General features: G+C 65.9%; 21 protein-coding genes. 11 read left to right on the forward strand and 10 right to left on the reverse strand.

Going from position 1 to position 23,175, the window contains the following annotated elements:
• Positions 1 to 165 precede the first annotated feature (165 nt).
• On the reverse strand, positions 166 to 2,367 hold the full coding sequence (gene katG / locus NDN01_RS14115) for a catalase/peroxidase HPI (RefSeq protein ID WP_272622186.1): 2,202 nt from the start codon (positions 2,365 to 2,367) through the stop codon (positions 166 to 168).
• Positions 2,368 to 2,561: 194 nt separating this feature from the next.
• Between katG and NDN01_RS14120 the strand changes: the two genes are divergently transcribed.
• From NDN01_RS14120 to NDN01_RS14130, 3 genes are all read left to right on the forward strand, one after another.
• Complete coding sequence (locus tag NDN01_RS14120) at positions 2,562 to 3,887, forward strand: PQQ-dependent sugar dehydrogenase (RefSeq protein WP_272622188.1); 1,326 nt, start codon at positions 2,562 to 2,564, stop codon at positions 3,885 to 3,887.
• A 288-nt stretch (positions 3,888 to 4,175) separates the two neighbouring features.
• Complete coding sequence (locus tag NDN01_RS14125; RefSeq protein ID WP_272622191.1) at positions 4,176 to 4,661, forward strand: winged helix-turn-helix transcriptional regulator; 486 nt, start codon at positions 4,176 to 4,178, stop codon at positions 4,659 to 4,661.
• 69 nt (positions 4,662 to 4,730) lie between these two features.
• Positions 4,731 to 5,198 (forward strand): acetyltransferase, encoded by a 468-nt coding sequence (locus NDN01_RS14130; RefSeq protein ID WP_272622193.1) that lies wholly within the window; start codon positions 4,731 to 4,733, stop codon positions 5,196 to 5,198.
• Here NDN01_RS14130 and NDN01_RS14135 read toward each other — a convergent pair.
• Both NDN01_RS14135 and NDN01_RS14140 read right to left on the reverse strand, forming a co-directional pair.
• Positions 5,191 to 5,493 carry a polyhydroxyalkanoic acid system family protein gene (locus NDN01_RS14135; protein ID WP_272622195.1) on the reverse strand — a complete coding sequence of 101 codons (303 nt, stop codon included), beginning with the start codon at positions 5,491 to 5,493 and terminating at the stop codon, positions 5,191 to 5,193. The two genes, NDN01_RS14130 and NDN01_RS14135, sit on opposite strands and share 8 nt — an antisense overlap.
• An 11-nt stretch (positions 5,494 to 5,504) precedes the next feature.
• Positions 5,505 to 5,924, reverse strand: coding sequence for a VOC family protein (locus NDN01_RS14140; protein WP_272622197.1), 420 nt, complete (start codon positions 5,922 to 5,924; stop codon positions 5,505 to 5,507).
• Positions 5,925 to 6,067: 143 nt separating this feature from the next.
• On the opposite strand from NDN01_RS14140, the gene lnt reads away from it, so the two are divergent.
• The 3 genes from lnt to trmB all read left to right on the forward strand — a co-directional run bounded on the left by lnt (position 6,068) and on the right by trmB (position 9,760).
• A complete protein-coding gene (gene lnt, locus NDN01_RS14145) occupies positions 6,068 to 7,684 on the forward strand; it encodes an apolipoprotein N-acyltransferase (protein WP_336298302.1) in 1,617 nt (538 codons plus the stop codon).
• 74 nt (positions 7,685 to 7,758) lie between these two features.
• Positions 7,759 to 8,976, forward strand: coding sequence for a methionine adenosyltransferase (metK, locus tag NDN01_RS14150; RefSeq protein WP_272622199.1), 1,218 nt, complete (start codon positions 7,759 to 7,761; stop codon positions 8,974 to 8,976).
• Between the two features lie 103 nt (positions 8,977 to 9,079).
• Positions 9,080 to 9,760, forward strand: a complete 681-nt coding sequence (gene trmB, locus NDN01_RS14155; RefSeq protein ID WP_272622201.1) for a tRNA (guanine(46)-N(7))-methyltransferase TrmB — start codon at positions 9,080 to 9,082, stop codon at positions 9,758 to 9,760.
• Here the strand turns inward: trmB and NDN01_RS14160 are convergent, their stop codons facing one another.
• From NDN01_RS14160 to NDN01_RS14170, 3 genes are all read right to left on the reverse strand, one after another.
• Positions 9,761 to 10,456, reverse strand: a complete 696-nt coding sequence (locus tag NDN01_RS14160) for a PilZ domain-containing protein (protein ID WP_272622203.1) — start codon at positions 10,454 to 10,456, stop codon at positions 9,761 to 9,763.
• 230 nt (positions 10,457 to 10,686) lie between these two features.
• Positions 10,687 to 10,947 carry a YjhX family toxin gene (locus NDN01_RS14165; protein WP_272622205.1) on the reverse strand — a complete coding sequence of 87 codons (261 nt, stop codon included), beginning with the start codon at positions 10,945 to 10,947 and terminating at the stop codon, positions 10,687 to 10,689.
• Between the two features lie 172 nt (positions 10,948 to 11,119).
• On the reverse strand, positions 11,120 to 12,253 hold the full coding sequence (locus tag NDN01_RS14170) for a GNAT family N-acetyltransferase (RefSeq protein WP_272622207.1): 1,134 nt from the start codon (positions 12,251 to 12,253) through the stop codon (positions 11,120 to 11,122).
• Between the two features lie 79 nt (positions 12,254 to 12,332).
• Here NDN01_RS14170 and NDN01_RS14175 point away from each other — a divergent pair, with 79 nt between their 5' ends.
• A complete protein-coding gene (locus NDN01_RS14175) occupies positions 12,333 to 12,794 on the forward strand; it encodes a DUF2721 domain-containing protein (protein ID WP_272622209.1) in 462 nt (153 codons plus the stop codon).
• 53 nt (positions 12,795 to 12,847) lie between these two features.
• Positions 12,848 to 13,198, forward strand: a complete 351-nt coding sequence (locus tag NDN01_RS14180) for a DUF4345 domain-containing protein (protein WP_443025122.1) — start codon at positions 12,848 to 12,850, stop codon at positions 13,196 to 13,198.
• Positions 13,199 to 13,241: 43 nt separating this feature from the next.
• Here the strand turns inward: NDN01_RS14180 and NDN01_RS14185 are convergent, their stop codons facing one another.
• The 3 genes from NDN01_RS14185 to NDN01_RS14195 form a co-directional block, all read right to left on the reverse strand.
• Positions 13,242 to 14,840 (reverse strand): amidase, encoded by a 1,599-nt coding sequence (locus tag NDN01_RS14185; RefSeq protein WP_272622213.1) that lies wholly within the window; start codon positions 14,838 to 14,840, stop codon positions 13,242 to 13,244.
• A 100-nt stretch (positions 14,841 to 14,940) separates the two neighbouring features.
• Positions 14,941 to 16,692: a chloride channel protein gene (locus NDN01_RS14190; protein WP_272622216.1), complete on the reverse strand. Its 1,752-nt coding sequence runs from the start codon at positions 16,690 to 16,692 to the stop codon at positions 14,941 to 14,943.
• Between the two features lie 661 nt (positions 16,693 to 17,353).
• A complete protein-coding gene (locus tag NDN01_RS14195) occupies positions 17,354 to 17,899 on the reverse strand; it encodes a hypothetical protein (protein WP_272622218.1) in 546 nt (181 codons plus the stop codon).
• Between the two features lie 116 nt (positions 17,900 to 18,015).
• Between NDN01_RS14195 and NDN01_RS14200 the strand changes: the two genes are divergently transcribed.
• From NDN01_RS14200 to NDN01_RS14210, 3 genes are all read left to right on the forward strand, one after another.
• Complete coding sequence (locus NDN01_RS14200) at positions 18,016 to 19,290, forward strand: MFS transporter (RefSeq protein ID WP_272622220.1); 1,275 nt, start codon at positions 18,016 to 18,018, stop codon at positions 19,288 to 19,290.
• 19 nt (positions 19,291 to 19,309) lie between these two features.
• On the forward strand, positions 19,310 to 19,681 hold the full coding sequence (locus tag NDN01_RS14205; protein WP_272622222.1) for a PRC-barrel domain-containing protein: 372 nt from the start codon (positions 19,310 to 19,312) through the stop codon (positions 19,679 to 19,681).
• A 206-nt stretch (positions 19,682 to 19,887) separates the two neighbouring features.
• Positions 19,888 to 20,907 (forward strand): MlaA family lipoprotein, encoded by a 1,020-nt coding sequence (locus NDN01_RS14210; RefSeq protein ID WP_272622224.1) that lies wholly within the window; start codon positions 19,888 to 19,890, stop codon positions 20,905 to 20,907.
• Between the two features lie 15 nt (positions 20,908 to 20,922).
• Here NDN01_RS14210 and uvrB read toward each other — a convergent pair whose 3' ends face one another.
• Entirely contained in the window at positions 20,923 to 23,121 is a 2,199-nt protein-coding gene (uvrB, locus tag NDN01_RS14215) for an excinuclease ABC subunit UvrB (protein ID WP_272622226.1), read from the reverse strand.
• Between the last annotated feature and the right edge of the window lie 54 nt (positions 23,122 to 23,175).

Consider the following 23,175-nt stretch of genomic DNA (forward strand, 5'->3'; position numbering starts at 1 on the left):
CCATGGCGTGATCCATGGGATACGGGAGAGCGCATCCCATGGACTACAACGCGACGACGTCTTTTCTTCAAGCGCGCCAGCCCCGAACGCTCTTTTTTCGGCAACGAACCAGGCGATCGCAAATGAATGGCCCCGACGCTTGCCGCGCCGGGGCCATTCGCGAGCTCACGCCAGATCGAACCGATCAGCGTCCATCACCTTCGTCCATGCCTTCACGAAGGCATCAACGAACGCCTTGCCTGCATCATCGGTGGCATAGGCCTCCGACAGCGCGCGGAGCTGCGAGTTCGACCCGAAGACCAGGTCAACCCGGCTGCCGGTCCATTTCTGCGCACCCGTCGCACGATCATGCGCCGTGAAGATCCCGTCGCCCGATGCCGTCCACTTCATCGTCATGCTCGTCTTCAGCAGATTGACGAAGAAGTCGTTGGTCAGCGTTTCGGGACGGTCGGTGAAGACACCCAGCGGCGATCCGCCATGGTTGGCCCCAAGCACGCGCAGGCCGCCGACCAGTACGGTCATCTCCGGCGCGGTCAGAGTGAGCAGATGGGCGCGATCGACCAGCAATTCCTCGGCGGAATAGGCCGAATTTTCGCCGGCATAGTTGCGGAAGCCATCGACCTTCGGCTCGAGCGGGTCGAAGCTGCCGGCGTCGGTCTGATCGGCCGTGGCGTCAGTGCGGCCCGGAGTGAAGGGCACGATCACGTCATGGCCGGCCTTCTTCGCCGCCGCCTCGACCGCCGCCGCGCCGCCTAGCACGATCAGATCGGCGAGCGACACTTTCCGGCCGTTGCCGTCCTCGGTGCCGTTGAACGCCGCCTGGATCTCCCCAAGCTTCGCCAGCGCCGCGGCCAGTTCGGCCGGCTCGTTCACCGCCCAGTCCTTTTGCGGGGCAAGGCGGATGCGCGCGCCGTTGGCGCCTCCGCGCATGTCCGAGCCGCGATAGGTCGAGGCCGAGGCCCAGGCCGTCTTCACCAGCCGCGATATCGACAGGCCGGAATCGAGGATCTTCGTCTTGAGCGAAGCGATGTCGGCCGAGTCGATCAATGGATGATCGACCACCGGAACCGGGTCCTGCCAGAGGCGCGGCTCGGCCGGGACTTCCGGGCCAAGCAGGCGGTTGTGCGGGCCCATGTCGCGATGAGTCAGCTTGTACCATGCCTCGGCGAAGGCCTTGGCGAACTCGTCAGGATTCTCATGGAAGCGCTTCGAAATCTTGCCATATTCCGGGTCGAGGCGAAGCGCGAGATCGGTCGTCAGCATGGTCGGCCGGTGGCGCTTCGACGGATCATGCGCGTCGGGCACCGTCTCGGCGGCATCCTTGGCGACCCATTGCTGCGCGCCGGCGGGGCTGCGAGTCAGTTCCCATTCGTGCGCGAACAGGTGATCGAAAAAGCCGTTGCCCCATTTGGTCGGCGTGTCGGTCCAGGTGACCTCAAGCCCCGAGGTGATGGTGTCGCCCGCATTGCCGGTGCCGTAACTGTTGGCCCAGCCGAGCCCCTGAAGCTCGATGCCGGCACCCTCCGGCTCCGGGCCGACATATTGATCGGGCACCGCCGCGCCATGCGTCTTGCCGAAGGTATGGCCGCCGGCGATCAGCGCGACGGTCTCCTCGTCGTTCATCGCCATGCGGGCGAAGGTTTCGCGGATGTCGCGGGCCGAGGCGAGCGGATCGGGGTTGCCGTTCGGCCCTTCCGGATTGACGTAGATGAGGCCCATCTGGACGGCGGCCAGCGGATTGGCGAGATCGCGCTCCCCGCTGTAGCGCTTGTCCCCGCCGAGCCACTCGCGTTCGGGACCCCAGTTGATGTCCCGCTCCGGTTCCCAGACATCGACACGGCCGCCCGCAAATCCGGCGGTTTCGAAGCCCATCGATTCGAGCGCGCAGTTGCCGGCGAGAACCAGCAGGTCGGCCCAGGAAAGGCTGCGACCATATTTCTGCTTGATCGGCCAGAGCAGGTGACGCGCCTTGTCGAGGTTGGCATTGTCCGGCCAGCTGTTGAGCGGCGCGAAACGCTGCGTGCCCGAACCAGCGCCGCCACGGCCGTCGCCGATTCGATAGGTGCCGGCGCTATGCCACGCCATGCGGATGAACAGCGGCCCGTAATGGCCGAAATCGGCCGGCCACCAATCCTGCGATTCAGTCATCAGCGCAAAGATGTCGGCCTTGACCGCGGCCAGGTCGAGGCCCTTGAACGCCTCGGCATAGTCGAACGCCTCACCCAGCGGATCCCCCGCGGGAGGATTCTGATGCAGCACCGTCAGATCGAGCTGGTTGGGCCACCACAGCCGGTTGGTCATTTCGAACAGGACCGCGGCGCCGTCGACACGGCCCCCGTCCATCGGGCACTTCGCTTGCTCGTTCATGGCGTCTCCAATGCTGTTTCTGCTTGTAGCGGGGCAGACTATGTCACCCCCACCCTGATCGATGAAACGGATTAATCCGCACGCTCTGATCGAACGAGTGATTTTTGCGGCGAGCGTTTCCAGTGGCCAGGCCAAGGCCCCGCGCGACGATACCGCCTCTTCCTTTAGCCTTCCCGCTGGCGTAACCTTATCTCATGCGCAAACACATCCTCATCATCACCGGGATCCTCATCGTCGCGGCGATCGCCTTCTGGTTCTGGCTTCGCCAGCCCGATGTCGCTCAACTGAAGGTAGAGGCGGTGATGGGCGCCCGGCCCGAGATCACGCCGCCCCGGGTGCAGAGCTTCCCGACGATCCAGGTCGCCGATGCGGTCGGCTGGGCGCAGGGGGCGGCGCCGACGCCAGCCCCCGGCCTGGCGGTGAAGGCGTTCGCGCGCGGGCTCGATCATCCGCGCTGGCTCTATCGCCTGCCCAATGGCGACGTGCTGGTCGCCGAGACCAATTCGCCGCCGCGCAAGGGCGGCGGCATCGCCGGCCGGGTGATGGGCTATCTGATGGGCCGGGCCGGTGCCGGCGTGCCCTCGGCCAACCGGATCACCCTGCTGCGCGACGCCGATGGCGACGGCGTGGCGGAGACCCGCACGACCTTCCTGTCGGGCCTCAACTCGCCCTTCGGCATGGCGCTGATGGGCGGGTATCTCTATATCGGCAACACCGATGCAGTAGTCCGCGTGCCGTACAAGGACGGCGAGACTCAGATCGCCGCCAAGCCCGAGACCGTGGTCAAGCTGAACCCGGGCGGCAACCACTGGGCGCGCAACGTGATCGCCGATCCCGACGGGAAGACGCTGTACGTAACGGTCGGATCGTCGAGCAACATCGCCGAGAACGGCATGGAGGCGGAGAAATTCCGCGCCAACATCCTGCAGGTCTATCCCGAGGCGAAAACCTTCCGCATCTACGCATCCGGCCTGCGCAACCCCAACGGCCTGGCATTCGAGCCGCATTCGGGCGGGCTGTGGGTGACCGTCAACGAGCGCGACATGCTCGGATCGGACCTCGCGCCCGATTATATGAGCCAGGTCGAGTTCGGCGACCAGTTCGGCTGGCCCTGGTATTATTGGGGCGGCTATCCCGACAATCGGGTCGAGCCCGGCAATCCGGCCCTCCAGCAATATTCGAAGCGCCCGGATTATGCGCTGGGCGCGCATACCGCTTCGCTCGGCATCACCTTCGCGGGTGATGCGAAGCTGGGCCCGCTATTCGCGAACGGCGCGTTCGTCGGCCAGCATGGATCGTGGAACCGCTATCCCGTCTCAGGCTACAAGGTGATCTTCGTGCCGTTCGGCGACAACGGCTTTCCGCTGAAGGGCGCGAAGCCGGTCGATGTGCTGACCGGCTTCCTCGACAAGGACGGCAAGGCGCAGGGCCGCCCGGTCGGCGTGATCACCGACAAGACTGGCGGCCTGCTGGTGGCTGACGATGTCGGCAACGTGATCTGGCGGGTGGCGGCGAAATAAAGCGGCGGCGAAGGGGCGCGGCCCGGAAAGTTTCGGGCTGCGGCCGGTTCCCCCCGAAACCGCCGCAGCCCGTGTCGCGTGTCCGCGGCTTGCGCCGCCCGCGCTCCTTCCCAACTTCCCTGGCCAAAAGTCCCTGGCCCAAAATATCTCGGCTCAAACCATTGAGGTCGAACCAGATCGGACCATCGTATAGCTTCCGTGACGCTGGCCGATAGTTTAGGAGAAAAAGATGCTACCCATTCCGGGTAGCGGGGCCGTCCCGGCCATGTCACCGGAAGGGGCAAGCCGATGAGCGAACGTGTCGTCACCAACCCGTCGAAGATGGGGGAGAACTGGCGCGTCGCCGTGTGCTCGCTGATGAACCTGTTCCTGACGATGCACCGCACGCTGGCCGCGGCCACGCCGGTCGGGCCGACCGAATTGCTGATCTACACGACCGTCTCGGTCGCCAATGTCCAGCGGCTGATGCGCGAGCGGACTATCCCCGAGCATCTTGCCGGCACCGAGATCCTGCCGCGCGAATGGGTCGTGCCGATCTCGCGCAATGCGATCGCCACGGCGAGCGGGCTGCCGCGCGAGACGGTGCGCCGTCATGTCGCGCGGATGATCGAAAACGGCCTGCTGATCGAGGACGTGCGCGGCGGGGTCACCCTGCCGATCGGCGTCATCCAGGATCGCGGGCTCGAGCCGTTCCTCGAGGGCATGCTCACCAATTTCGCGCGCGGCACCGAGGAGTTGCTGCGGACCGGGGTAATCCGGATCGAGAATGATTAAGCGTTCGATTACCGCGTTTTCCGGGCCGCCGGCTGTTCCGGCCGGTTCGGAAACGCTAAAGGGCCGCCAATGCCCCATATACGCGAATCGAGGCCCGGGGATGGCGACCGGATCGTCGCGATCTGGCGCGCTGCCGTCGAGGCCACCCACGACTTCCTGACCCCGGACGACCTCGAGGTGATCGATTCGATGGTGCGCGTGTTCCTGCCCGGTGCGGCTCTGTGGCTCGCGGTTGACCAAGACGACCGGCCGATCGGGTTCATGGGCTTGGGCAAGGACCATATGGATTCGCTGTTCATCGATCCGACTTTCCGGGGGCAGGGGATCGGGCGGGCGCTGGTCGCCCATGCGCTGACGCTGCACCCGACCCTGACCACTGACGTGAACGAGCAGAATGAGCAGGCGGTCGGGTTCTACGAACGGCTCGGCTTCGTCCGGACCGGGCGGTCGCCGACGGACGACGAGGGCCGCCCCTATCCGCTGATTCACCTGCGGCTGGACACGCGCGCTCGGGCCAGGGCGTCCGGTTCTATTTGAGCAGCTTCCCGCCGCTCTCGGTCAGCTTGTCGCGGATCTTGCCGGCGAACAGCCGGAGCATCGGCGGCAGGTCGAAGGTCGCGTGGATGCGGGTCTCCATCACGTCGAGCCGGCTCGCGACTCGCTGGCCTATCGCCTCCACGGTGAAGACGAGCGTGTCGCCTTCCCAGCGATGCTCGGTCACCGCCCCACCGGGCACGAAAGAGGCAAGCTTGCCGATCCCCTTCTCGATCCGCGCGCGTGCCACGGCGAGACCAAGCTTGTGGGGGATGTCGACGCTGATCGGCTCATTCATTGACTGCCTCCTCAGCGCGCGAACAACATGGCGTCGTCAGCGAACGCCTTGAATTCGAGCGCGTTCCCGCTTGGATCGCGAAAGAACATCGTCGCCTGCTCGCCCACCTGCCCCTTGAAGCGGACATGCGGCCCGATGCCGAAGCCGATGCCCGCCGCCTTCACGCGTTCGGCAAGCGCTTCCCAGTCGGCCATCTCAAGCACCACGCCGAAATGCGGCACGGGCACGTCATGGCCATCGACCGCATTGGCCACGGCGACCGGCTTCGCCGCCGGATCGAGATGCGCGACGATCTGATGGCCGAACAGGTCGAAATCGACCCAACCCTCGGCACTGCGGCCCTCGGGGCACCCAAGCACGCCGCCGTAAAAGGCGCGCGCGGCGGGGATGTCGTGGACGGGGAAGGCAAGGTGGAAGGGGCGAAGGATCATGCGGGTGCAATAGACCCAATTCGCCGCCCTCGTCACCCCGCATCCCTCGGCGAAACTCGAGACGGGCTTGTTCCTGGGCCCACCGTTCAGCATACGAGCCGCCGACGCACTTGCGGCCCGGTGGATGCCGGAACAAGTCCGGCATGACGGAAGTGAGGAAGGCCTTGCTCGACAATCAGGTTCAGGCATTGACGCGGATGGCGATGCGTCGCCCCGCCCTGCTCTCCCTCGCGCTCGGCGCGCTCTCAGCGACGGGTTTCGCACCGCTCGACCTCTGGCCAGTCGCGCTCGCCTGCTTCGCACTGTGGATGTGGCTGATCCACGAAGCGCCCGGCCTCAGGCCGGCGCTGCTGCGCGGCTGGCTGTTCGGTACCGGCCACTTCGCGGTGGGCAACAGCTGGCTGCAGCACCCCTTCCTCTATCAGGACGCCATGCCGCACTGGCTCGGCTATGTCGGCGTGCTGCTGGCGGCATTCTATCTCGCCATCTATCCGATGCTCGCCGCCGGCCTCGCGTGGCGCCTCGCCAGCCCCCGCGCGGCGGGCCACTCCGGAACCAAGCCGGGCCTCGCTTATCTCCTCGTGTTCGGCGCTGCCTGGATCGTCACCGAATGGCTGCGCGCGACGATGCTCAGCGGCTATCCGTGGAATCCGCTCGGCGTGATCTGGGTGCCGGTGATCGGCATCGCGCGGATCGCGGCATGGACCGGCACCTATGCGCTGTCCGGCCTGACCATCGTCGTCGCCGGAATGCCGATCCTCGCGGCCGGGCGGCGCTGGCGTGCGCCGGCGGCGACCCTTGCGATCCTCGCCCTGCTTGCCCTGTCCGGCATCCACCGCGAGGCCTCCCGCACCTTGGTTCCCGCCGGTCGGCCCCATATCCGCGTCGTGCAGCCGAATCTGGACGAGGAGGAGCGCCCGACCCCCGATTATGCGGAGAACAGCCTGCGCGCGCTCGAATCGCTGGCCGGCACGCCCGGCGCGCATCCGCGGCTGATCGTCTGGCCGGAAGGCGCGCTGCGCTTCTTCATCGAGGACGGCTATCCGGTCGATTATTACTGGAACGGCTCGCCTGTCGCCATCCGCCGCCGGATCGCCGCGCTGCTCGGCCCGCGCGACCTGGTACTGACCGGCGGAAACGCGCTTCAGTTCGACGGCGCGGGCAACCTGACGGCCGGGACCAATTCGATCTACGCGATCGACGCGAAGGCAGCGATCCTCGCCCGCTACGACAAGGCGCATCTGGTGCCGTTCGGCGAGTATCTGCCGCTCAGGCCGCTGTTCACCATGGTCGGGTTGCAACGGCTGGTGCCCGGCGACATCGATTTCGCACCGGGGCCGAAGCCGCGCACCATCGCCCTGCCCGGCTTCGGCGATGTCGGCATGGACATCTGCTACGAGATCGTCTTTTCCGGCCAGGTGATCGATCCGGCACATCGGCCCGCGGTGATCTTCAATCCCTCGAACGATGCATGGTTCGGCGCCTGGGGCCCGCCCCAGCACCTCGCCCAGGCACGGTTGCGCGCGATCGAGGAGGGCGTGCCGATCATCCGGTCGACGCCGACCGGCATCTCCGCGGTGATCGCGGCCGACGGCCGGCTGCTCGACAGCCTGCCCCTCCACAAGGCCGGCACGATCGAGCTTCCCCTGCCACAGGCGGGCGCACCCACGCTGTTCTCGCACCTCGGCAACTGGATGGCGCTGCTGGTCGCGACGGCAATGCTGCTCTTGGCCGTTGCCTTCCGGCGGTCGCCTCGCTAGGAACCACATATAAGGAAAGCTTTATATGCGGTTTCCGGACGCCCCGGGGGCCGCCCTAGCCAAGGGTAGACTTGATGCGCGCTTCGTTTCTCTTCACCTCCGAATCGGTCTCCGAGGGCCATCCCGACAAGGTCGCAGACCAGATTTCCGACGCAGTGGTCGACCTGTTCCTGTCCAAGGACCCCTATGCGCGCATCGCCTGCGAGACGCTGACCACGACCAACCGGGTCGTGCTCGCCGGTGAAATCCGCTGCAAGGGCGTGTTCGAGAATCACGAATGGGCGCCGGGCGCGAAGGAAGAGATCGAGGCAGCGGTCCGCGCGACCGTGAAGCGGATCGGCTATGAGCAGAGCGGCTTCCACTGGGAGAATTTCTCGTTCGAAAACCACCTGCACGCCCAGTCCGCGCACATCGCGCAGGGCGTCGACGAGAACGGCAACAAGGACGAAGGCGCCGGCGACCAGGGCATCATGTTCGGCTATGCGACCGACGAGACCCCGGACCTGCTGCCCGCGACGCTCTATTACTCGCATCGTATCCTCGAAAAGCTCGCGCATGACCGTCACAACAAGGTCGTGCCGTTCCTCGAGCCTGACGCGAAGAGCCAGGTGACGCTCGAATATCGCAACGAGGTTCCGGTCCGCGCAACCGCCCTGGTCGTCTCGACCCAGCATGCGCCGGGCTATTTCTACGACGGCAAGGAAGGCAATCCGGAACTCTACAAGGAGCTTCGCGACTATGTCATCGGCGTGTTCAACGACGTCCTGCCGGAAGGTTTCGTTGACGCCGACACCAAGATCTACGTCAACCCGACCGGCCGTTTCGAAATCGGCGGCCCTGACGGCGACGCAGGCGTCACCGGCCGCAAGATCATCGTCGACACCTATGGCGGTGCAGCCCCGCACGGTGGCGGTGCCTTCTCGGGCAAGGACCCGACCAAGGTCGACCGCTCGGCCGCCTATGTCGCGCGCTACCTCGCGAAGAACATCGTCGCCGCCGGCCTCGCCCGCCGCTGCACGATCCAGCTCAGCTATGCGATCGGCATCGCCGAGCCGCTGTCGGTCTATGTCGACACGCACGGCACCGGCACGGTTCCGGAAGCCAAGCTTGAAGAGGTGCTGCCGAAGCTGGTCCGCCTGACCCCCAAGGGCATCCGCGAGCACCTGAAGCTCAACGCCCCGATCTACCAGAAGACCGCCGCCTATGGCCATTTCGGCCGCAAGCCCGAGGGCGAGTTCTTCACCTGGGAAAAGACCGACCTGGTCGATGAGCTCAAGGCCGCTATCGCCTGAGCCATCCGGACAAGAGCAAGCGAGAAGGCGCGGTTCCTCACGGAGCCGCGCCTTTTTCGTTGAAGGCTTGCACCGAAGCCCCACGCGGCTATGGCCCCCGACGATGAACGATCCGACCACCATCCGCCGTCTCTATGGCCGACGCCAGGGGCACAAGCTGCGCCTTGGCCAGGCTGCGCTCGTCGAGGAATTGCTGCCGCGGATCAGCGTGCCCGAGAGCGGGCCGATCGACGCGACGACCCTGTTCGGTGAAGAGCGCCCGCTAGAGGTCGAGATCGGCTTCGGTGCTGGCGAGCATCTCGCCGGACAGGCGGCGATGCGGCCCGGCACCGGGTTTATCGGGTGCGAACCCTTTCTCAACGGTGTGGTCGGCGCGCTCAACCATGTCCGCGATGGCGACCTGGAGAATGTCCGGCTGCACATGGGCGACGCGCTCGACGTGATCGAGCGCCTGCCCGACGCATCGCTCGACCGCGTCTATCTTCTCCACCCCGATCCCTGGCGCAAGGCGCGCCACGCCAAGCGGCGGATGGTCAATCACGGTCCGCTCGACCTGATTGCGCGCAAGCTGAAGCCGGGCGCCGAATTCCGCCTTGGCACTGACGATCCCACCTATTGCCGCTGGTCGATGATGGTAATGAACGCCCGGACCGACTTCATCTGGCAGGCGAACCACCCGCGCGATTTCCTGACCCGCCCCGACGACTGGCCCGAGACCCGCTACGAGCGCAAGGCGCGACGGCAGGGCCGCGAGGTATGGTACTTCCGCTACCTCAGACCCTGATCAACCAGCCTGCGCGTCCGGCTTGTCGTCGGATGCGGCATTGCGGCGTTCCCGCGCCTGGGCCTGCATCGTCGGCACCCAGCGCGCCAGCGCCTCGAACGCGATCGGGTTGTCGAACGCGATGCCGGCATGCTCCTTGTCGCGCCAGCGCACCGATCCCGCGATCGGGGGCAGGCCGTTGAGCATCAGGATCAGCTTCTCCCCTTTCTCAAGCGGCTCCCCGGGCGACACCCGCCCGCCCGCCTGCGAGATGTTGCAGAGAGTGACGGCATAATAACGCGCGCCGACGCGGATGCGCGCCTTGACGTCGATGCCCACGCGCGGCGCGCGCGGCTGTTGCGACGACGGCGCATAATCATGGTTGTCGGCGAGGATCTTCGCCGCGTCCACCGGCTCGTCGAACTTGACGCCGGCCAGGCCGTCTCGACGCCAGAGCACTCGCCCCGAAACCGACTGGCCGGACTTGAATTCAGCGCTAACCAGATCGCCAATGTTCAGTTCGGAGTAGATATGCGCCATCAAACCGCCCGACGAAATGTTGCGGACCAGGCACAACTCCTCGCTATACGGCGTCTGCAGCTTCGCGACGCGCAACACCGTTACATGCCGTCTGGCCTGACGCCGCTCTTCAGGTAGTAGCGGTCGGCTGGAGAAGGAAAACGTCGTCAACTCGCTGTCATCGAAATGATCCAGCATAGGGGCACCTCTTACGAGCGATGTTTGTACGGCATCGCCAATAGCGTGAAAGGTGGTGATCACCCCCCGCGCAGCAGCGCCCCTCCTGATCCATATTATCGTTTATAGCCCCTGCGAAATCCTTAACATTACCCCCATTTTGGTGGAGATTGTATGCAAGATCGGGCTGTGCAGGGAGCCCGGCTAAGGACGCCGGGCTCCCCCGCCTTGCATCGGAATCAACGCCAGGGTCACCGATTATCGAGCTGCGACCTTACCGCCGCGAGCCCAAGACGGGTGACGCGATACGGTCCTCCGTCGAGGCTGGCGATGAGTCGTCGCCGCCTGAGCTTGCGGAACAACGGCATGGTGCAATCGGCCAACACATAGCCGTCACGGGTGAAGCAATCGACCGCGACGATGCGGCTGCTCTCCTCGTCGCGCCGGTGGACGATCCGCCCACCCTGCGCCAGCGCGTGGAGCACGCGCTGTTCGTATTTCGAGATATTCATGGGAATGTCGGCCCCTGAAAAGGGGTTGAGGCCCGCACAGCCTAGCTGCCCGCCTCCCCGAAGGAGTGCGGTAAGCGGCTGCACACGACGCCTGGCCTCGGAACACAGGTTCCGGTCAGGCAATCAGCGGGCGACAATCTCAGACATTAACCACTCCGAATTGGAGCAGAGTTCATAGGCCGGGCGGCGGAACCTCGTCAACCGCAGGCGCCGCGTGACGCTGGCCGCTGCGTTCCCACATCCCGCGCAGCCCCCGTCCCAGCAAGGCGGGAAGGCCGGGCCGTACCAGCATCCAGTCGCGGATCGCCGGGCCCTTCTCCGCTCCGATCACCCGCTTATAGCCGCTGTCACCAGCTCCCCAGTCGACCGTGTGGATACCGTCCTCCATCGCGCGGACGAGGTTGCGGTAATAGAGCAGCTTGCCCGGCGACTGCTTGGCGAAGGCTGGATCATAGCTGTTGGCGATGGCGTATTTGAGCGTGCCCGCGTTCACATCGAACGAAAACGCCGCCGGCGCCCCATCGACGGTGAGCAGCGCCGCCCACAGCATCTCCGCCAGGACCGGATCGCCGGTCGCGGCGCGCCAAAAGGCGCCATGGCCACTCATGGTGAACTTGGCGTCGCGTCCGTCGGTGCGGGCGGCAATCCAGCTCTTCTCCTCGATCGCTGCCAGTAAATCGAAGGCACCGGCCGCCAGTTCAACGCCCTGCAGGAACCGCCAGTCGAGCACGCCATGCTCACCCAGATGTTTTTCATGGTAGCGATTCTTGCGCAGCGTCGAGGTGCGCGGCCAGCCGCCATCGGCCTGTGCCGCGACCATATCGAGGACATAGCTGTCGGCGACGAAGCGATCCAGCGTCACCCAACCCCTGCCCCGTGCGATCGCGAGCAACGGCTGGAGCGAAGGATCGCCATCGCACACCGGCCCGATGCGGAGCGCGTTCACTTCCTGGCCAAGCCGGTCGAGCAGCGCATCGAACGCGCCGTCGCCAGCATCGACGCTCGCGGGAAAGCTGCGGAAGGGCCAGTAGCAGCCGGGCACCGCGGCAAGCCGGGCCGCCGCCGGGCCGAAGCGGACCATGGGCAGCGCGATCACCGCATCGCCGTCACGCTCGACCAGGATCGTTCGCGCCGATCCGCCATAGGCGGCAAGCGCGGCGGCGAACCATTGATAGCGCAGGAAGCGATGCGTTTCGGGTGCCGCCTGGGCGACGAGATCAATCGCGCCGGACAGTCCATCGAGCACGAAGGCGCGCGTCGCCGGCGGCAGGCGCGTGAATTCGGCGAGCAGCATCGGCTTCGTCATCGTGTGGGTGTTAGCCGCCATCGGTTACCATCCGGTTCGCGCTTGACCATCCCGTCGCACAGCCGCCACAGTCCCTCGCGTGGAATATTCGCCTGCCGTCACGACGATCGCCCAGACGATCCAGCTCTCGCTCTCGCCCGTCTTCATGCTGGCGGGCATCGGCGCATTGCTCAACGTGCTGGCGGGCCGCCTGTCGCGCGTGGTCGACCGCGCGCGGGCGGTGGAGGCGCTCCATCCCCGCTCGACCGGCCCGGAGCATGACCGGCACGTCTGGGAGTTGCGCCTGCTCGACAAGCGCATGTCGGTCATCAACGCCGCGCTGGTGATGGCGGTGTCGAGCGCGGTCATGACCTGCCTCGTCGTCGCGCTGCTGTTCGTCGCCGAACTGGCGCGGCTGCACATCGGCACTATCGTCGCGCTGTCCTTCATCCTGGCGATGATCCTGCTGATCGCCGCGCTGGCCGCCTTCCTGATCGAAGTGCGCATGTCGCTCCGCGCGATCCATATCCGGCCCGAGCTGCTGGAAAAGGACCGACGCTGAACGCCGTCGTCGAAAAGCGGTTGCTCCAGGCGGTGGTGGCGATCGCCTGCCTGGTGCCGCTGATCACAGGCGGGCAGAGCATCCTTCGCGGCCCGGGCTTTCTCGGCCATCCACCGGTGATCCCGACCGATCTCGACAGCCATTTCCGCTATATCTCCGGCATCTTCTTCGCGGTCGGTGTTGCGTTCGCGACCTGCGTGCCGGAAATCGAGAAGAAGGGCCCGCGCTTCCGCCTGCTCGGCGCGCTGGTGATCGCGGGCGGGCTCTCGCGTCTGGTCTCGCTGATCGCGGTCGGCGTGCCGTCGACGGGACACCTGTTCGGGCTGACGATGGAACTCGGCGTCGTACCGCTGCTGCTGCTGTGGCAGGCTGGCCTCGCGAAAAGGTGGGGCGCTCCGGCCTGATCTATCATCCCCGGCAAAGGTCGGGGAAAAAACAAATGAGCCGTTACTGCATCCCCTCCAGCCCCGGCCCCGCATCAGCCACCGGCAGATATCGCGGCGCGACCCGCGCATGGCTCGCCTGCTCATAGGCATAGCCTGCATTCAGCACTGCCTGATCGCCATGGGCCGTCGCGATGAAAGACAGGCCGACCGGCAGCCCCTTCACCAGCCCCATCGGCACGGTCAAGTGCGGATAGCCGGCGATCGCCGGCAGGTCGCTCGCGCTCGGGCCGGTGAAATGATCGCCCGACACGCTGTCGCTCAGCCAGGGCAGGCCATAGGTCGGCTCGACCAGAATCGTCGCGTTCGCCTTTGCCAGCATCGCATCGATCCCCTCGAGCCCGGCCAAACGCAATGATTTCGCGCGCGCGCCGAGATATTCGGCATCGGCGAGGCCCCGCGTCTTCGCCGCGTCGAGGAAGAGCTCTTGCCCGAAGAACGGCATCTCGGCCGCCCTGTTCGCCTCGTTGAACGCAATCACCTGATCGAGCGTCCGCGTCGTCACCGCCTTTGGCGTCGTCACGAGATAGGCGTCGAGGTCAGCCTTCAGCTCGACCTTCAGCACCTCGAATTCAGCTTCCCCCATGCCGTCGAGCTTCGGCTTCTCGACATCGACCAGCACAGCGCCGGCCGCCTTCAATATCGCGAGCGCCGCCTCGAACGTCGCCTTCAGCGGCGCCGACATGTCGGGCCGCAGCACCGCAACGCGCAGCCCCTTCAGCGAGTCCGCCGACAGGCCAGCGGCGAAATCGCGCTTGTACTTCGCCGCGTCCTTCGTCGCGGCATCCGCTGGATCCGACGCGACCATGGCCGAAAACAGGATCGCGACATCCTTCACGGACCGCCCCATCGGCCCCGGCGTATCCTGGCTGTGGCTGATCGGCACGACATGAGTGCGGCTGACCATGCCGATCGTCGGCTTGAGCCCGACCAGCCCGTTCATCGCGGACGGGCAGACCACCGACCCGTCAGTCTCGGTGCCGATCGCCACCGCCGCGAAATTCGCCGCGATCGCCGCGCCCGACCCGCTGGACGAGCCGCAGGAGCTCCGGTCGAGCGCATAGGGATTGCGCACCAGGCCGCCGACCGCGCTCCACCCGCTTATCGATCTGGTCGAGCGGATGTTCGCCCATTCCGAGAGGTTGGTCTTGCCGAGGATCACCGCCCCGCCCTTGCGCAGTTCAGCCACCACCGGCGCGTCGCGGCCGGTGACATTGTCCTTCAGCGCCAGGCTGCCGGCGGTGGTGGCGATCGGATCGCTGGTCTCGATATTGTCCTTGATCAGGACCGGAATGCCATCGAGTGGGCCGAGCAGCCGGCCGGCCTTGCGCCGGGCGTCGCTTGCCCGCGCCTGGGCGATCGCATCGGGGTTGACCGCGATGACCGCGCGCAGCGCCGGTCCGCGTCGATCCATCGTCCGAATGCGGGCGAGATACGCGCCCGTGATGGCTTCGCTCGACCTGCCCGGCCCACCGCTCGCCATCGCGGCCTGGAGCTGGTCGATCGACTGTTCCCCGAAAGTCGATTTGACGCGTGCCGGGGATGCGAGCGCGACACTCGACAACAAGGCGGCCGACAACGAAACGACAGCGAAGACGCGCATCGAATTCCCCTTTTCCGGACGACCAGAGACCTGACCGCACCAGCCCGAACATGCGGCAGCGCTTCTCGCGGAACAAGCCGGCGGAGCGGCGCAAGCGCGCTTACTCGCCGAACAGGTCGCGCTGTCCCTTTTCCAGCTCCTCGGCATAGCGCCGCCGCACGAACTTCTCCGACAGCACGCCCAGCACGGCCCCGTCGGGACCCGTCACGGCAAGCTCGTCGACCTGATCAGCATCGAACCGCGCCATGATCGCCACGATGTCAGCATCGGGCGCGAGTGGGGCTGACGGGACCGGCACCAGCGACGCCACCGGCGCGCGCTCGTCCACGCCATCGGCATAGGCAATGGCCGGCACGACGATCCCGGCATAGCCGCCGTCCGGCCCGACCAGCACGGCCCGGCTGGCAGATCCCAGCGGGAAGCGCCGACGAAATTCGGCGACGCTGATATCGGCCGGCGTCGCCTGCGTCTCCCGCCGCATCATCCGCCCTGCGGTGAGTGTCCTGACCCAACCCACGTCGCGGGCACTCTTGATCGTTTCGCCGCGCAGATGGAGCCGCCAGGTGGAGAAGGAATAGCCGAAGCGTGCCCGCACGATCGTGCTCGCGACGAGCGACGCGGCGACCACCGCGCCGGTCAGGAAAAAGTCGTGGGTCGCCTCAAGCACGAGCATCGCGACCGTCATCGGCCCGCCGACCACCGCAACCGCCAGCGCTGCCATGCCGACGACCGCCGCATCGTCCTGGACCAGGAGCGGGTGTCCGGCGACCTGCCCGAGCAGGCCGGCGAACAGATGGCCGACCAGGGTGCCGATGAACAGCGAGGCGAAGAACAGGCCGCCGCGAAAGCCGAAGCCGAGCGACACGATCGAGGCGAGGCATTTCGCGGCCAGCACCAGCGCGATCAGCGACAAAGGGAAACCGATCGCCAGATCGAGGTGCAGCGCACCATGTCCCGACGACAATACCTGCGGCGACACCATCGCGATCGGGATCAGCAACGCCCCGCCGATCGCCGGCCGGATATGGCCCGGCAGCCGCAGCGCGCGCGTACCCGCCTCGACGAGCGCGACAGCGCGCATCAGCCCGATGCCGAGCACGGCACACAACGCGCCGAGCAGCGCGTAGAGAAGGTAATCGACCGTCGGGACGGAAACATGCGTGGTGGTCGAGACGATATAGGGCGCGATGCCCACCGCCTGCGACAGGCTCGCGCCGGCCAGCGCCGCCGCCGCGACCGGCGCGATGGCCGATGGCGTATAGGCACCGATGACGATCTCGAACGCGTAGAAGGCACCAGCCAGCGGCGCGCCGAACGCCGCGGCGATCCCGGCGCCCGCTCCGGCGCCCACCAGCGTACGCAGATCGGCGCGGCGCAACCTCAGCGCCCCGCCCGCCACCGATCCCACCGCGCCGCCAAGCTGGGCATAGCCAGCCTCAAGCCCGACCGACGCGCCGAAGCCGTTGGAGATCACCGTCTGGCCGGAAATGACCAGGCTGTCGGCCATCGACATATGGCCGCCGTGAAGCGCATTCGCCTCGACCGCGTCGACCATCGCCCGCTTCCGGGCGCGGGTGAGCCAAGTGAACCCGGCCAGCACCAGGCCACCGAGCGGCAGCATCAGCAATTGCAGCGGACTAAGGGAGGTCAGGCTGCTCAGGCTCGTCATCGTCGGCAGCCGGAACAGCAGGTGCTGCAACGTCCGCGCGATGCCACCGAGGATGACGGTAAGAAGCCCGGCCGCGCCGCCGGCGGCGATGGCAAGCACGATGAACCAGGCTTCGCTCGACCGGAATCTCCGGCGCAGACGCGCGAACCAGGTCAGCGCGATCAGACGGGGATGAAGCGACATCGCGCATAGCCTTGCGCCCGGTTCGACCCGCGAACAAGCGCCGATGGCAGAAGAATTCAGACCCCGGATATGAAAAGAGGCTGCCGGGCCCGCAGACCCGGCAACCTCCTGACATGGTCAGCGGCCGGATGTTCCAGCCCGGGAGACCATGCGAACCGCAGCTTCGATAGACGGCAGCGTTGATTGGAGGAAGATACCCCCCGCCGTCATCCCGATAAAGCTAGCGGTGCGTCCCCCGAACGAACTGAACCGACCCCATTGCTGAACCATGAGACATCGGATCACCTCCTTTCGCTTGTTAAAACGCCGTACCCAGGACTGGGCACGACTCCTGTTTGAATCATCCGAATCGCATAAACAAGTCTTGTAATGTTTTGCGTTTTCGACGATTCTCCTCCGTCTGCGTCGGGCACCCGCCGGGCCTTTGCCAAAGGCGACGCGCAGCCTCTCCCCAGCCGCCCGGTCAATGCCGCTTGAAATACTGGACCTCGCGCTCATGCTTCTCCGCCGCGGCGCGGCTGTCGAAGGTACCGAGGTTGCGGCGCTTGCGGGTATCGGGATCGACCTTGCGCAATAAAGCCGATACTCGCCCGATTTAAGCTTGCGGATCATGGCATTCTCCTCGCGGCGAAAAACGCGCGAGGCGCAGGGTTTATCCCCTTCAGCGCCGGCAATCCTCGGTCACGCGCTCGATCTCGGCCCAGGCGGGTATCACGAGCGTCGAAGAACCGGCCTGTTCCACCACGAAACGGCCGCGGCTGAAGCCGATCGCGTCGAGCAGTCCATCGCGCGGCTGGATCGCGACCGCCACATAGGGCGGCGTGCCGCCGGTCGGCGCGGCGGACAGCGTGCGCAACAGGGTCGAGGTGCGGATCGTCATCGCCACCGGCCCGGCGGCAAAGCCCTGGCGCGACAGATAAAGGGCGTTCGCCGCCCGGTCGCAGCGCAGCGTCAACAACGCATCAGCGCCGGGAACGCCGAACAGCGCGATCGAGCCGCGACCGTCCTGCCGATAGACCCAGTCGCCCGGCGTCATCGGCCAGTCGCGCCAGTCCTTGCCGACCGGCGTCGCGGTCGGCCTGGGAGCCGGCGGCGGCGGAGTATGGACGGGGGTCGGAACCAGCCTCGGCACAGGCCTGGGCGGCGCGGTCGGCCCGACGCAACTGGCCAGGGCGATCATTACGGCGAGAAGCGGAAGCAGACGCATCGCCATCTCTATGCGCGAAGCAGCCATGCGGCTCAACCGCCCGTCTTGCGCGCGCGCGAGATTTCGCCTTTGTTACAGTCGGGTCGTGCAAGGACACGGATGGGGAGAGACAGCACATGGCGATCGATGCCAAGCGACTGAAATCAATCGTTGGCGGATCGGCTGGCAATCTGGTCGAATGGTATGACTGGTACGCCTATTCCTCACTGTCGCTCTATTTCGCCGCGACCTTCTTTCCCAAGGGCAACCTGACGGCGCAGCTGATGGGCACCGGCGCGATCTTCGCGGTCGGATTCGTGATGCGCCCGATCGGCGCCTATTGGATGGGCCGCTATGCCGACACGCACGGCCGCAAGGCGGGGCTGGCGCTCTCGGTCGGGTTGATGTGCCTCGGCTCGCTGATGATCGCGCTGGTGCCGGGCTATGCCGTGATCGGCGTCGCCGCGCCGATCATCCTGGTGCTTGCCCGCATGATCCAGGGCCTGTCGGTCGGCGGCGAATATGGCGCGAGCGCGACCTACCTCTCCGAAATGGCGACCCGCGACCGGCGCGGCTTCTGGTCGAGCTTCCAATATGTCACGCTGATCGGCGGACAGCTTACCGCGCTCGCCGTCACGCTCCTGCTCCAGGCCTGGCTGAGCAAGACGGAGCTGTCGTCCTGGGGCTGGCGCCTGGCCTTCGCGTTCGGCGCGGTGCTGGCGCTGATCGTCTATGTCCTGCGCCGCCGGCTGGCCGAGACCGCCTCGTTCGAGAACCAGTCAGCCGACCGGCCCAAATCCAGCCTCGCCGCCTTGTGGAAGGCACATCCGCGCGAATTCCTGCTGGTCATGATCATCAGCGCGGGGGGAAGCTGCACCTTCTACACCTACACCACCTATCTGCAGAAGTTCCTGGTGAACACGAGCGGCTTCGAAATCCAGACCGCGACCCAGGTGATGACCGCCGCGCTGATCGTCTACATGATCGCGCAGCCGGTGTTCGGCATGCTCGCCGACACGTTCGGGCGCAGGCCGATGCTGCTGCTGTTCGGCATCGGCGGCATGATCGTCACGGTGCCCGTATTCAGCGCGCTGGCGGTGGCGCACGATCCGCTGGTCGCCTTCGCCATCATCCTGGTGCCGCTGATGCTGCTGTCAGCCTATACCTCGATCAGCGCCCTGGTGAAGGCCGAGCTGTTCCCGGCGCATATCCGCGCGCTGGGCGTCGCCTTTCCCTATGCGATCGGCAATGCCGCGTTCGGCGGCACGGCCGAATATGTCGCGCTCTGGTTCAAGAACGCCAGTATCGAGGCAGCCTTCTACTGGTACGTCACCGCGATCCTCGCCTGCGCGACAATCGCATTTCTTATGCTGCCGGAAACGAAGCGTACGAGTTTGATCCTCGAGGATTGACCGATTTGGAGGAAAGACCATGTCCAAGAACCAGCCCCCCATTCAACTGCTCGCCCATTCGAGCGAAGCCGATGCGATCAAGGTAAAGACCCGCGAGGGGGAGAAGGTCGGCTCAGTCCAGGAATTCCTGATCAACAAGCGGACCGGCCAGACCGCCTATGTCGTCCTGACGATCGGCGGATTCCTCGGCATGGGCAAGGCCTTCTATCCCCTGCCCTTCAGCCTGCTCGCCTATGATCCGTCCGCTGACCTCTACATCGTGCGGATCGAGCGCAGCGTGCTCGAAGGCGGGCCGAGCTGGGCGAACAATGCGCCGCTGTTCGACCAGGCCTATGCCAATCGCGTGGCCAGCTATTACGGTGCCGCGCTGGAGGACCTGTCGCTTGGCTGATCGGGCCTGTCCACAGGCCGGGGCACGAGCGCCGGGGCCGGCCGGAACAGCCGATCCGGCATGAGCGCGTGGAAATATGACACTGATGCGATGCCGTCATCTGAGGAAACCGGAATTGGTGACGTCCTAGAGGTGAGGCCGATGCGATTGCGGGCGCCCAGCACCCCATCGCGCAGAACCGGGCGGCCGGCAGAAAGGACAACCATTTGAGTATTCCGGCTTTTACCACCGCGTTGCTGCTGGCCAATGCATCGGCAGGCATGGGTGACACCCAGCCGGCCACACCTGCCATGGTCCAGTTCGCTCCCGCGACGAGCGGCCAGGAAGTAGCTCAGCCGGCGATGCCACCAGTCGCGGTGGAACCGACCCCCGGCGTTCGGCCGCCACCGGCCGAACCGGCCGCCGTGGTGCCCGCTTCCGCCGCGGACCAGAATGATATCATCGTGACGGCGCGTCCGCGCTCGACCCCGGGCGATCCTCTCGGCGCGGTCAACGCCCAGTCCTTCGAGGTCACCCAGTCAGTCGACAAGGCGTTCGTCGGCCCGGTCGCGCTCGCCTACAAGAAGAACATCCCCGGACCGATCCGCAGCGGCCTGCGCAATTTCCTCGGCAATCTGCGCGAGCCAGTCGTCTTCCTGAACTTCCTGGTGCAGTTAAAACCCGGCAAGGCGGGGGAAACACTCGGCCGTTTCGCGGTCAATTCCACGATCGGCGGCGCCGGCCTGTTCGATGTCGCGAAGAAGCGCCCCTTCAACCTGCCGCGCCGCCCGAACGGCTTCGCCGACACTCTCGGCTATTACGGGGTGAAACCCGGGCCTTTCCTGTTCCTGCCGCTGATCGGACCGACCACCTTACGCGATCTCGTGGGCGGTGGCGTGGATAGCCTGGTACTGCCGATGTCTTTCGGCACGCCGTTCAACAAGCTCTACTTCACTGTTCCACGCGGTGTCATCAGCGCGATCGACTATCGCGCCGAGTTCGACGAGAAGCTCAACGAGCTGCGCGAAAATAGCGGCGATCCCTATACCGCCGCCCGCACCTTCTATCTGCAGAGGCGCCAGGCCGAGATCGACGGGCTGCGCGGCAAGCGCCACAAGAGCACCGTTCCAGCGCCCGAGCTTACCAACCCAACGCTGCGGACCTCGGCGCCGGAGCCTCGCGAAAGCGAAGGCAGCGCGGCTCCCCGCACGAGCCCGACTGAGACTGCCCCGGCACCCCGGGAATAGCCGGGGCGGCCGGGCTCAGGAGCGGCGCCCGCTCCCTCCCATGCGCATCTTCTGGCTCTTGCCGTAGCGGGTCTTGCGGGTGCCGGGCTTGCCTTCGTTCGAGCGGCCCATCACCGGCGCGCGATGCTCGTCCGCCGGGAGCCCGAGTTCTTCCGCCTCGAGCGACCGAATCTCGTCGCGCAGGCGGCCGGCCTCCTCGAATTCGAGATCGGCTGCGGCAGCGCGCATCTTCTTCTCAAGCTCCTCGATATAGGCGCGCAGATTGTGGCCGACCATGTGCGGCCGATCGTCGCCGATCTCGACCGTCACCTGGTCACGGCTCGACACGTCCTGGATGATGTCGCCGATATTGCGGCGGATCGTCTGCGGCGTAATGCCATGCTCGGCATTATAGGCGAGCTGCTTCTCCCGCCGCCGGGCCGTCTCGTTCATCGCGCGCTCCATCGAGCCCGTGATGCGATCGGCATAGAGGATCACCCGCCCGTCGACGTTACGCGCGGCGCGACCGATGGTCTGGATCAGCGACGTCTCGGAACGGAGGAACCCTTCCTTGTCGGCGTCGAGGATCGCGACCAGCCCGCATTCGGGAATATCGAGCCCCTCGCGCAGCAGGTTGATGCCGACCAGAACGTCGTACACGCCCAGCCGCAGGTCGCGGATCAGCTCGATGCGCTCAAGCGTCTCGACGTCCGAATGCATGTAGCGGACCTTGATCCCAGCCTCGTGCATGAACTCGGTCAAATCCTCCGCCATGCGCTTGGTCAGCGTCGTCACGAGGGTGCGGTACCCGGCCTCCGCTGTCTTCTTCGCCTCGACGATCAGGTCCTGCACCTGTTCCTCGACTGGCTTGATCTCGATCGGCGGATCGATGAGCCCGGTGGGCCGGATCACCTGCTCGGCGAAGACGCCACCGGTCTGCTCCATCTCCCACCCGCCCGGCGTCGCCGAGACATAGGTGGTTTGCGGGCGCATCGCCTCCCATTCGTTGAAACGAAGCGGCCGGTTGTCGATCGCCGACGGCAGGCGGAAGCCATATTCGGCGAGCGTCAGCTTGCGCCGATGGTCGCCCCGCGACATGCCGTTGATCTGCCCGATCGTGACATGGCTTTCGTCGATGAACAGCAGGGCATTGTCGGGCAGGTACTCGAACAAGGTGGGCGGCGGCTCGCCCGGCATGCGGCCCGTGAGGAAGCGCGAGTAATTCTCGATGCCAGCACAAGACCCGGTCGCGGCGATCATCTCAAGGTCGAAGTTCGTGCGCTGCTCGAGCCGCTGCGCCTCGAGCAACTTTCCTTCAGGCACCAATTCCTTCAGCCGCTCGGTCAATTCATGCCTGATGGCCTCCATCGCCTGTTTCAGCGTCGGCCCCGGCGTGACATAATGGCTGTTCGCATAGACACGGACATAGTCGAGGCTGGCGACTTTCTTGCCGGTCAGCGGATCGAACTCGACGATCTCCTCGATATCGTCGCCGAAAAAGGAGACGCGCCAGGCGGTATCCTCATAATGCGACGGGAAGATTTCCAGCGTGTCGCCCTTCACCCGGAAATTGCCGCGCTGGAACGCCGCGTCGTTGCGCTTGTATTGAAGCGACACGAGCTTGCGCACGATCTCGCGCTGGTCGACCGTCTGGCCCTTCTTCAGGTCGAAGATCATCGCCGAATAGGTCTCGACCGATCCGATGCCGTAGAGGCACGAGACCGAGGCCACGATGATCACATCGTCGCGTTCGAGCAGCGCGCGCGTCGCCGAATGCCGCATCCGGTCGATCGACTCGTTTACCGAGCTTTCCTTCTCGATGTACGTGTCGGACCGGGGCACATAGGCCTCGGGCTGATAATAATCGTAATAGCTGACGAAATATTCGACCGCATTCTCGGGGAAGAAGCTCTTGAACTCCCCATAGAGTTGCGCCGCGAGGATCTTGTTCGGCGCCAGCACCAGCGCCGGGCGCTGCACCGCCTCGATCACCTTGGCCATGGTGAAGGTCTTGCCCGAACCGGTCACGCCGAGCAGCACCTGGTCGCGCTCGCCCGCCTCGGTCTGCTCGACCAGTTCCGCGATCGCCGTCGGCTGATCCCCCGACGGCGTATAGTCCGAGACGAGCTTGAACTTCCTGCCGCCCTCAGCCTTGGGCGGTCGCGCTGGGCGATGCGGGACGAAGTTGGTGCCCGTTTCGGGCTCTTCGAGACTGGTGCGAATCTGGATTGCCATAGTCGCGGAATATGGGGAGGAAGACGCCAGCCCGCAACGAACGGGAACGGTCGC

This window comes from Sphingomonas sp. QA11 (genome assembly GCF_028473665.1).
In the GTDB taxonomy this organism is placed as follows: Bacteria; Pseudomonadota; Alphaproteobacteria; order Sphingomonadales; family Sphingomonadaceae; genus Sphingomonas; species Sphingomonas phytovorans.

Excerpts from the sequence above, each read along its gene's own strand:
- NDN01_RS14135 (WP_272622195.1), bottom strand. The coding sequence starts at position 5,493 with ATGAATGAGCCGATCAGCGTCGACATCCCCCACAAGCTTGGTCTCGCC.
- NDN01_RS14120 (WP_272622188.1), top strand. The coding sequence starts at position 2,562 with ATGCGCAAACACATCCTCATCATCACCGGGATCCTCATCGTCGCGGCG.
- NDN01_RS14165 (WP_272622205.1), bottom strand. The coding sequence starts at position 10,947 with ATGAATATCTCGAAATACGAACAGCGCGTGCTCCACGCGCTGGCGCAG.
- metK (WP_272622199.1), top strand. The coding sequence starts at position 7,759 with ATGCGCGCTTCGTTTCTCTTCACCTCCGAATCGGTCTCCGAGGGCCAT.
- uvrB (WP_272622226.1), bottom strand. The coding sequence starts at position 23,121 with ATGGCAATCCAGATTCGCACCAGTCTCGAAGAGCCCGAAACGGGCACC.
- NDN01_RS14205 (WP_272622222.1), top strand. The coding sequence starts at position 19,310 with ATGTCCAAGAACCAGCCCCCCATTCAACTGCTCGCCCATTCGAGCGAA.
- NDN01_RS14140 (WP_272622197.1), bottom strand. The coding sequence starts at position 5,924 with ATGATCCTTCGCCCCTTCCACCTTGCCTTCCCCGTCCACGACATCCCC.
- NDN01_RS14170 (WP_272622207.1), bottom strand. The coding sequence starts at position 12,253 with ATGACGAAGCCGATGCTGCTCGCCGAATTCACGCGCCTGCCGCCGGCG.
- katG (WP_272622186.1), bottom strand. The coding sequence starts at position 2,367 with ATGAACGAGCAAGCGAAGTGCCCGATGGACGGGGGCCGTGTCGACGGC.
- NDN01_RS14130 (WP_272622193.1), top strand. The coding sequence starts at position 4,731 with ATGCCCCATATACGCGAATCGAGGCCCGGGGATGGCGACCGGATCGTC.
- NDN01_RS14190 (WP_272622216.1), bottom strand. The coding sequence starts at position 16,692 with ATGTCGCTTCATCCCCGTCTGATCGCGCTGACCTGGTTCGCGCGTCTG.
- lnt (WP_336298302.1), top strand. The coding sequence starts at position 6,068 with ATGACGGAAGTGAGGAAGGCCTTGCTCGACAATCAGGTTCAGGCATTG.
- NDN01_RS14200 (WP_272622220.1), top strand. The coding sequence starts at position 18,016 with ATGGCGATCGATGCCAAGCGACTGAAATCAATCGTTGGCGGATCGGCT.
- NDN01_RS14160 (WP_272622203.1), bottom strand. The coding sequence starts at position 10,456 with ATGCTGGATCATTTCGATGACAGCGAGTTGACGACGTTTTCCTTCTCC.
- NDN01_RS14125 (WP_272622191.1), top strand. The coding sequence starts at position 4,176 with ATGAGCGAACGTGTCGTCACCAACCCGTCGAAGATGGGGGAGAACTGG.
- NDN01_RS14185 (WP_272622213.1), bottom strand. The coding sequence starts at position 14,840 with ATGCGCGTCTTCGCTGTCGTTTCGTTGTCGGCCGCCTTGTTGTCGAGT.
- NDN01_RS14195 (WP_272622218.1), bottom strand. The coding sequence starts at position 17,899 with ATGCGTCTGCTTCCGCTTCTCGCCGTAATGATCGCCCTGGCCAGTTGC.
- trmB (WP_272622201.1), top strand. The coding sequence starts at position 9,080 with ATGAACGATCCGACCACCATCCGCCGTCTCTATGGCCGACGCCAGGGG.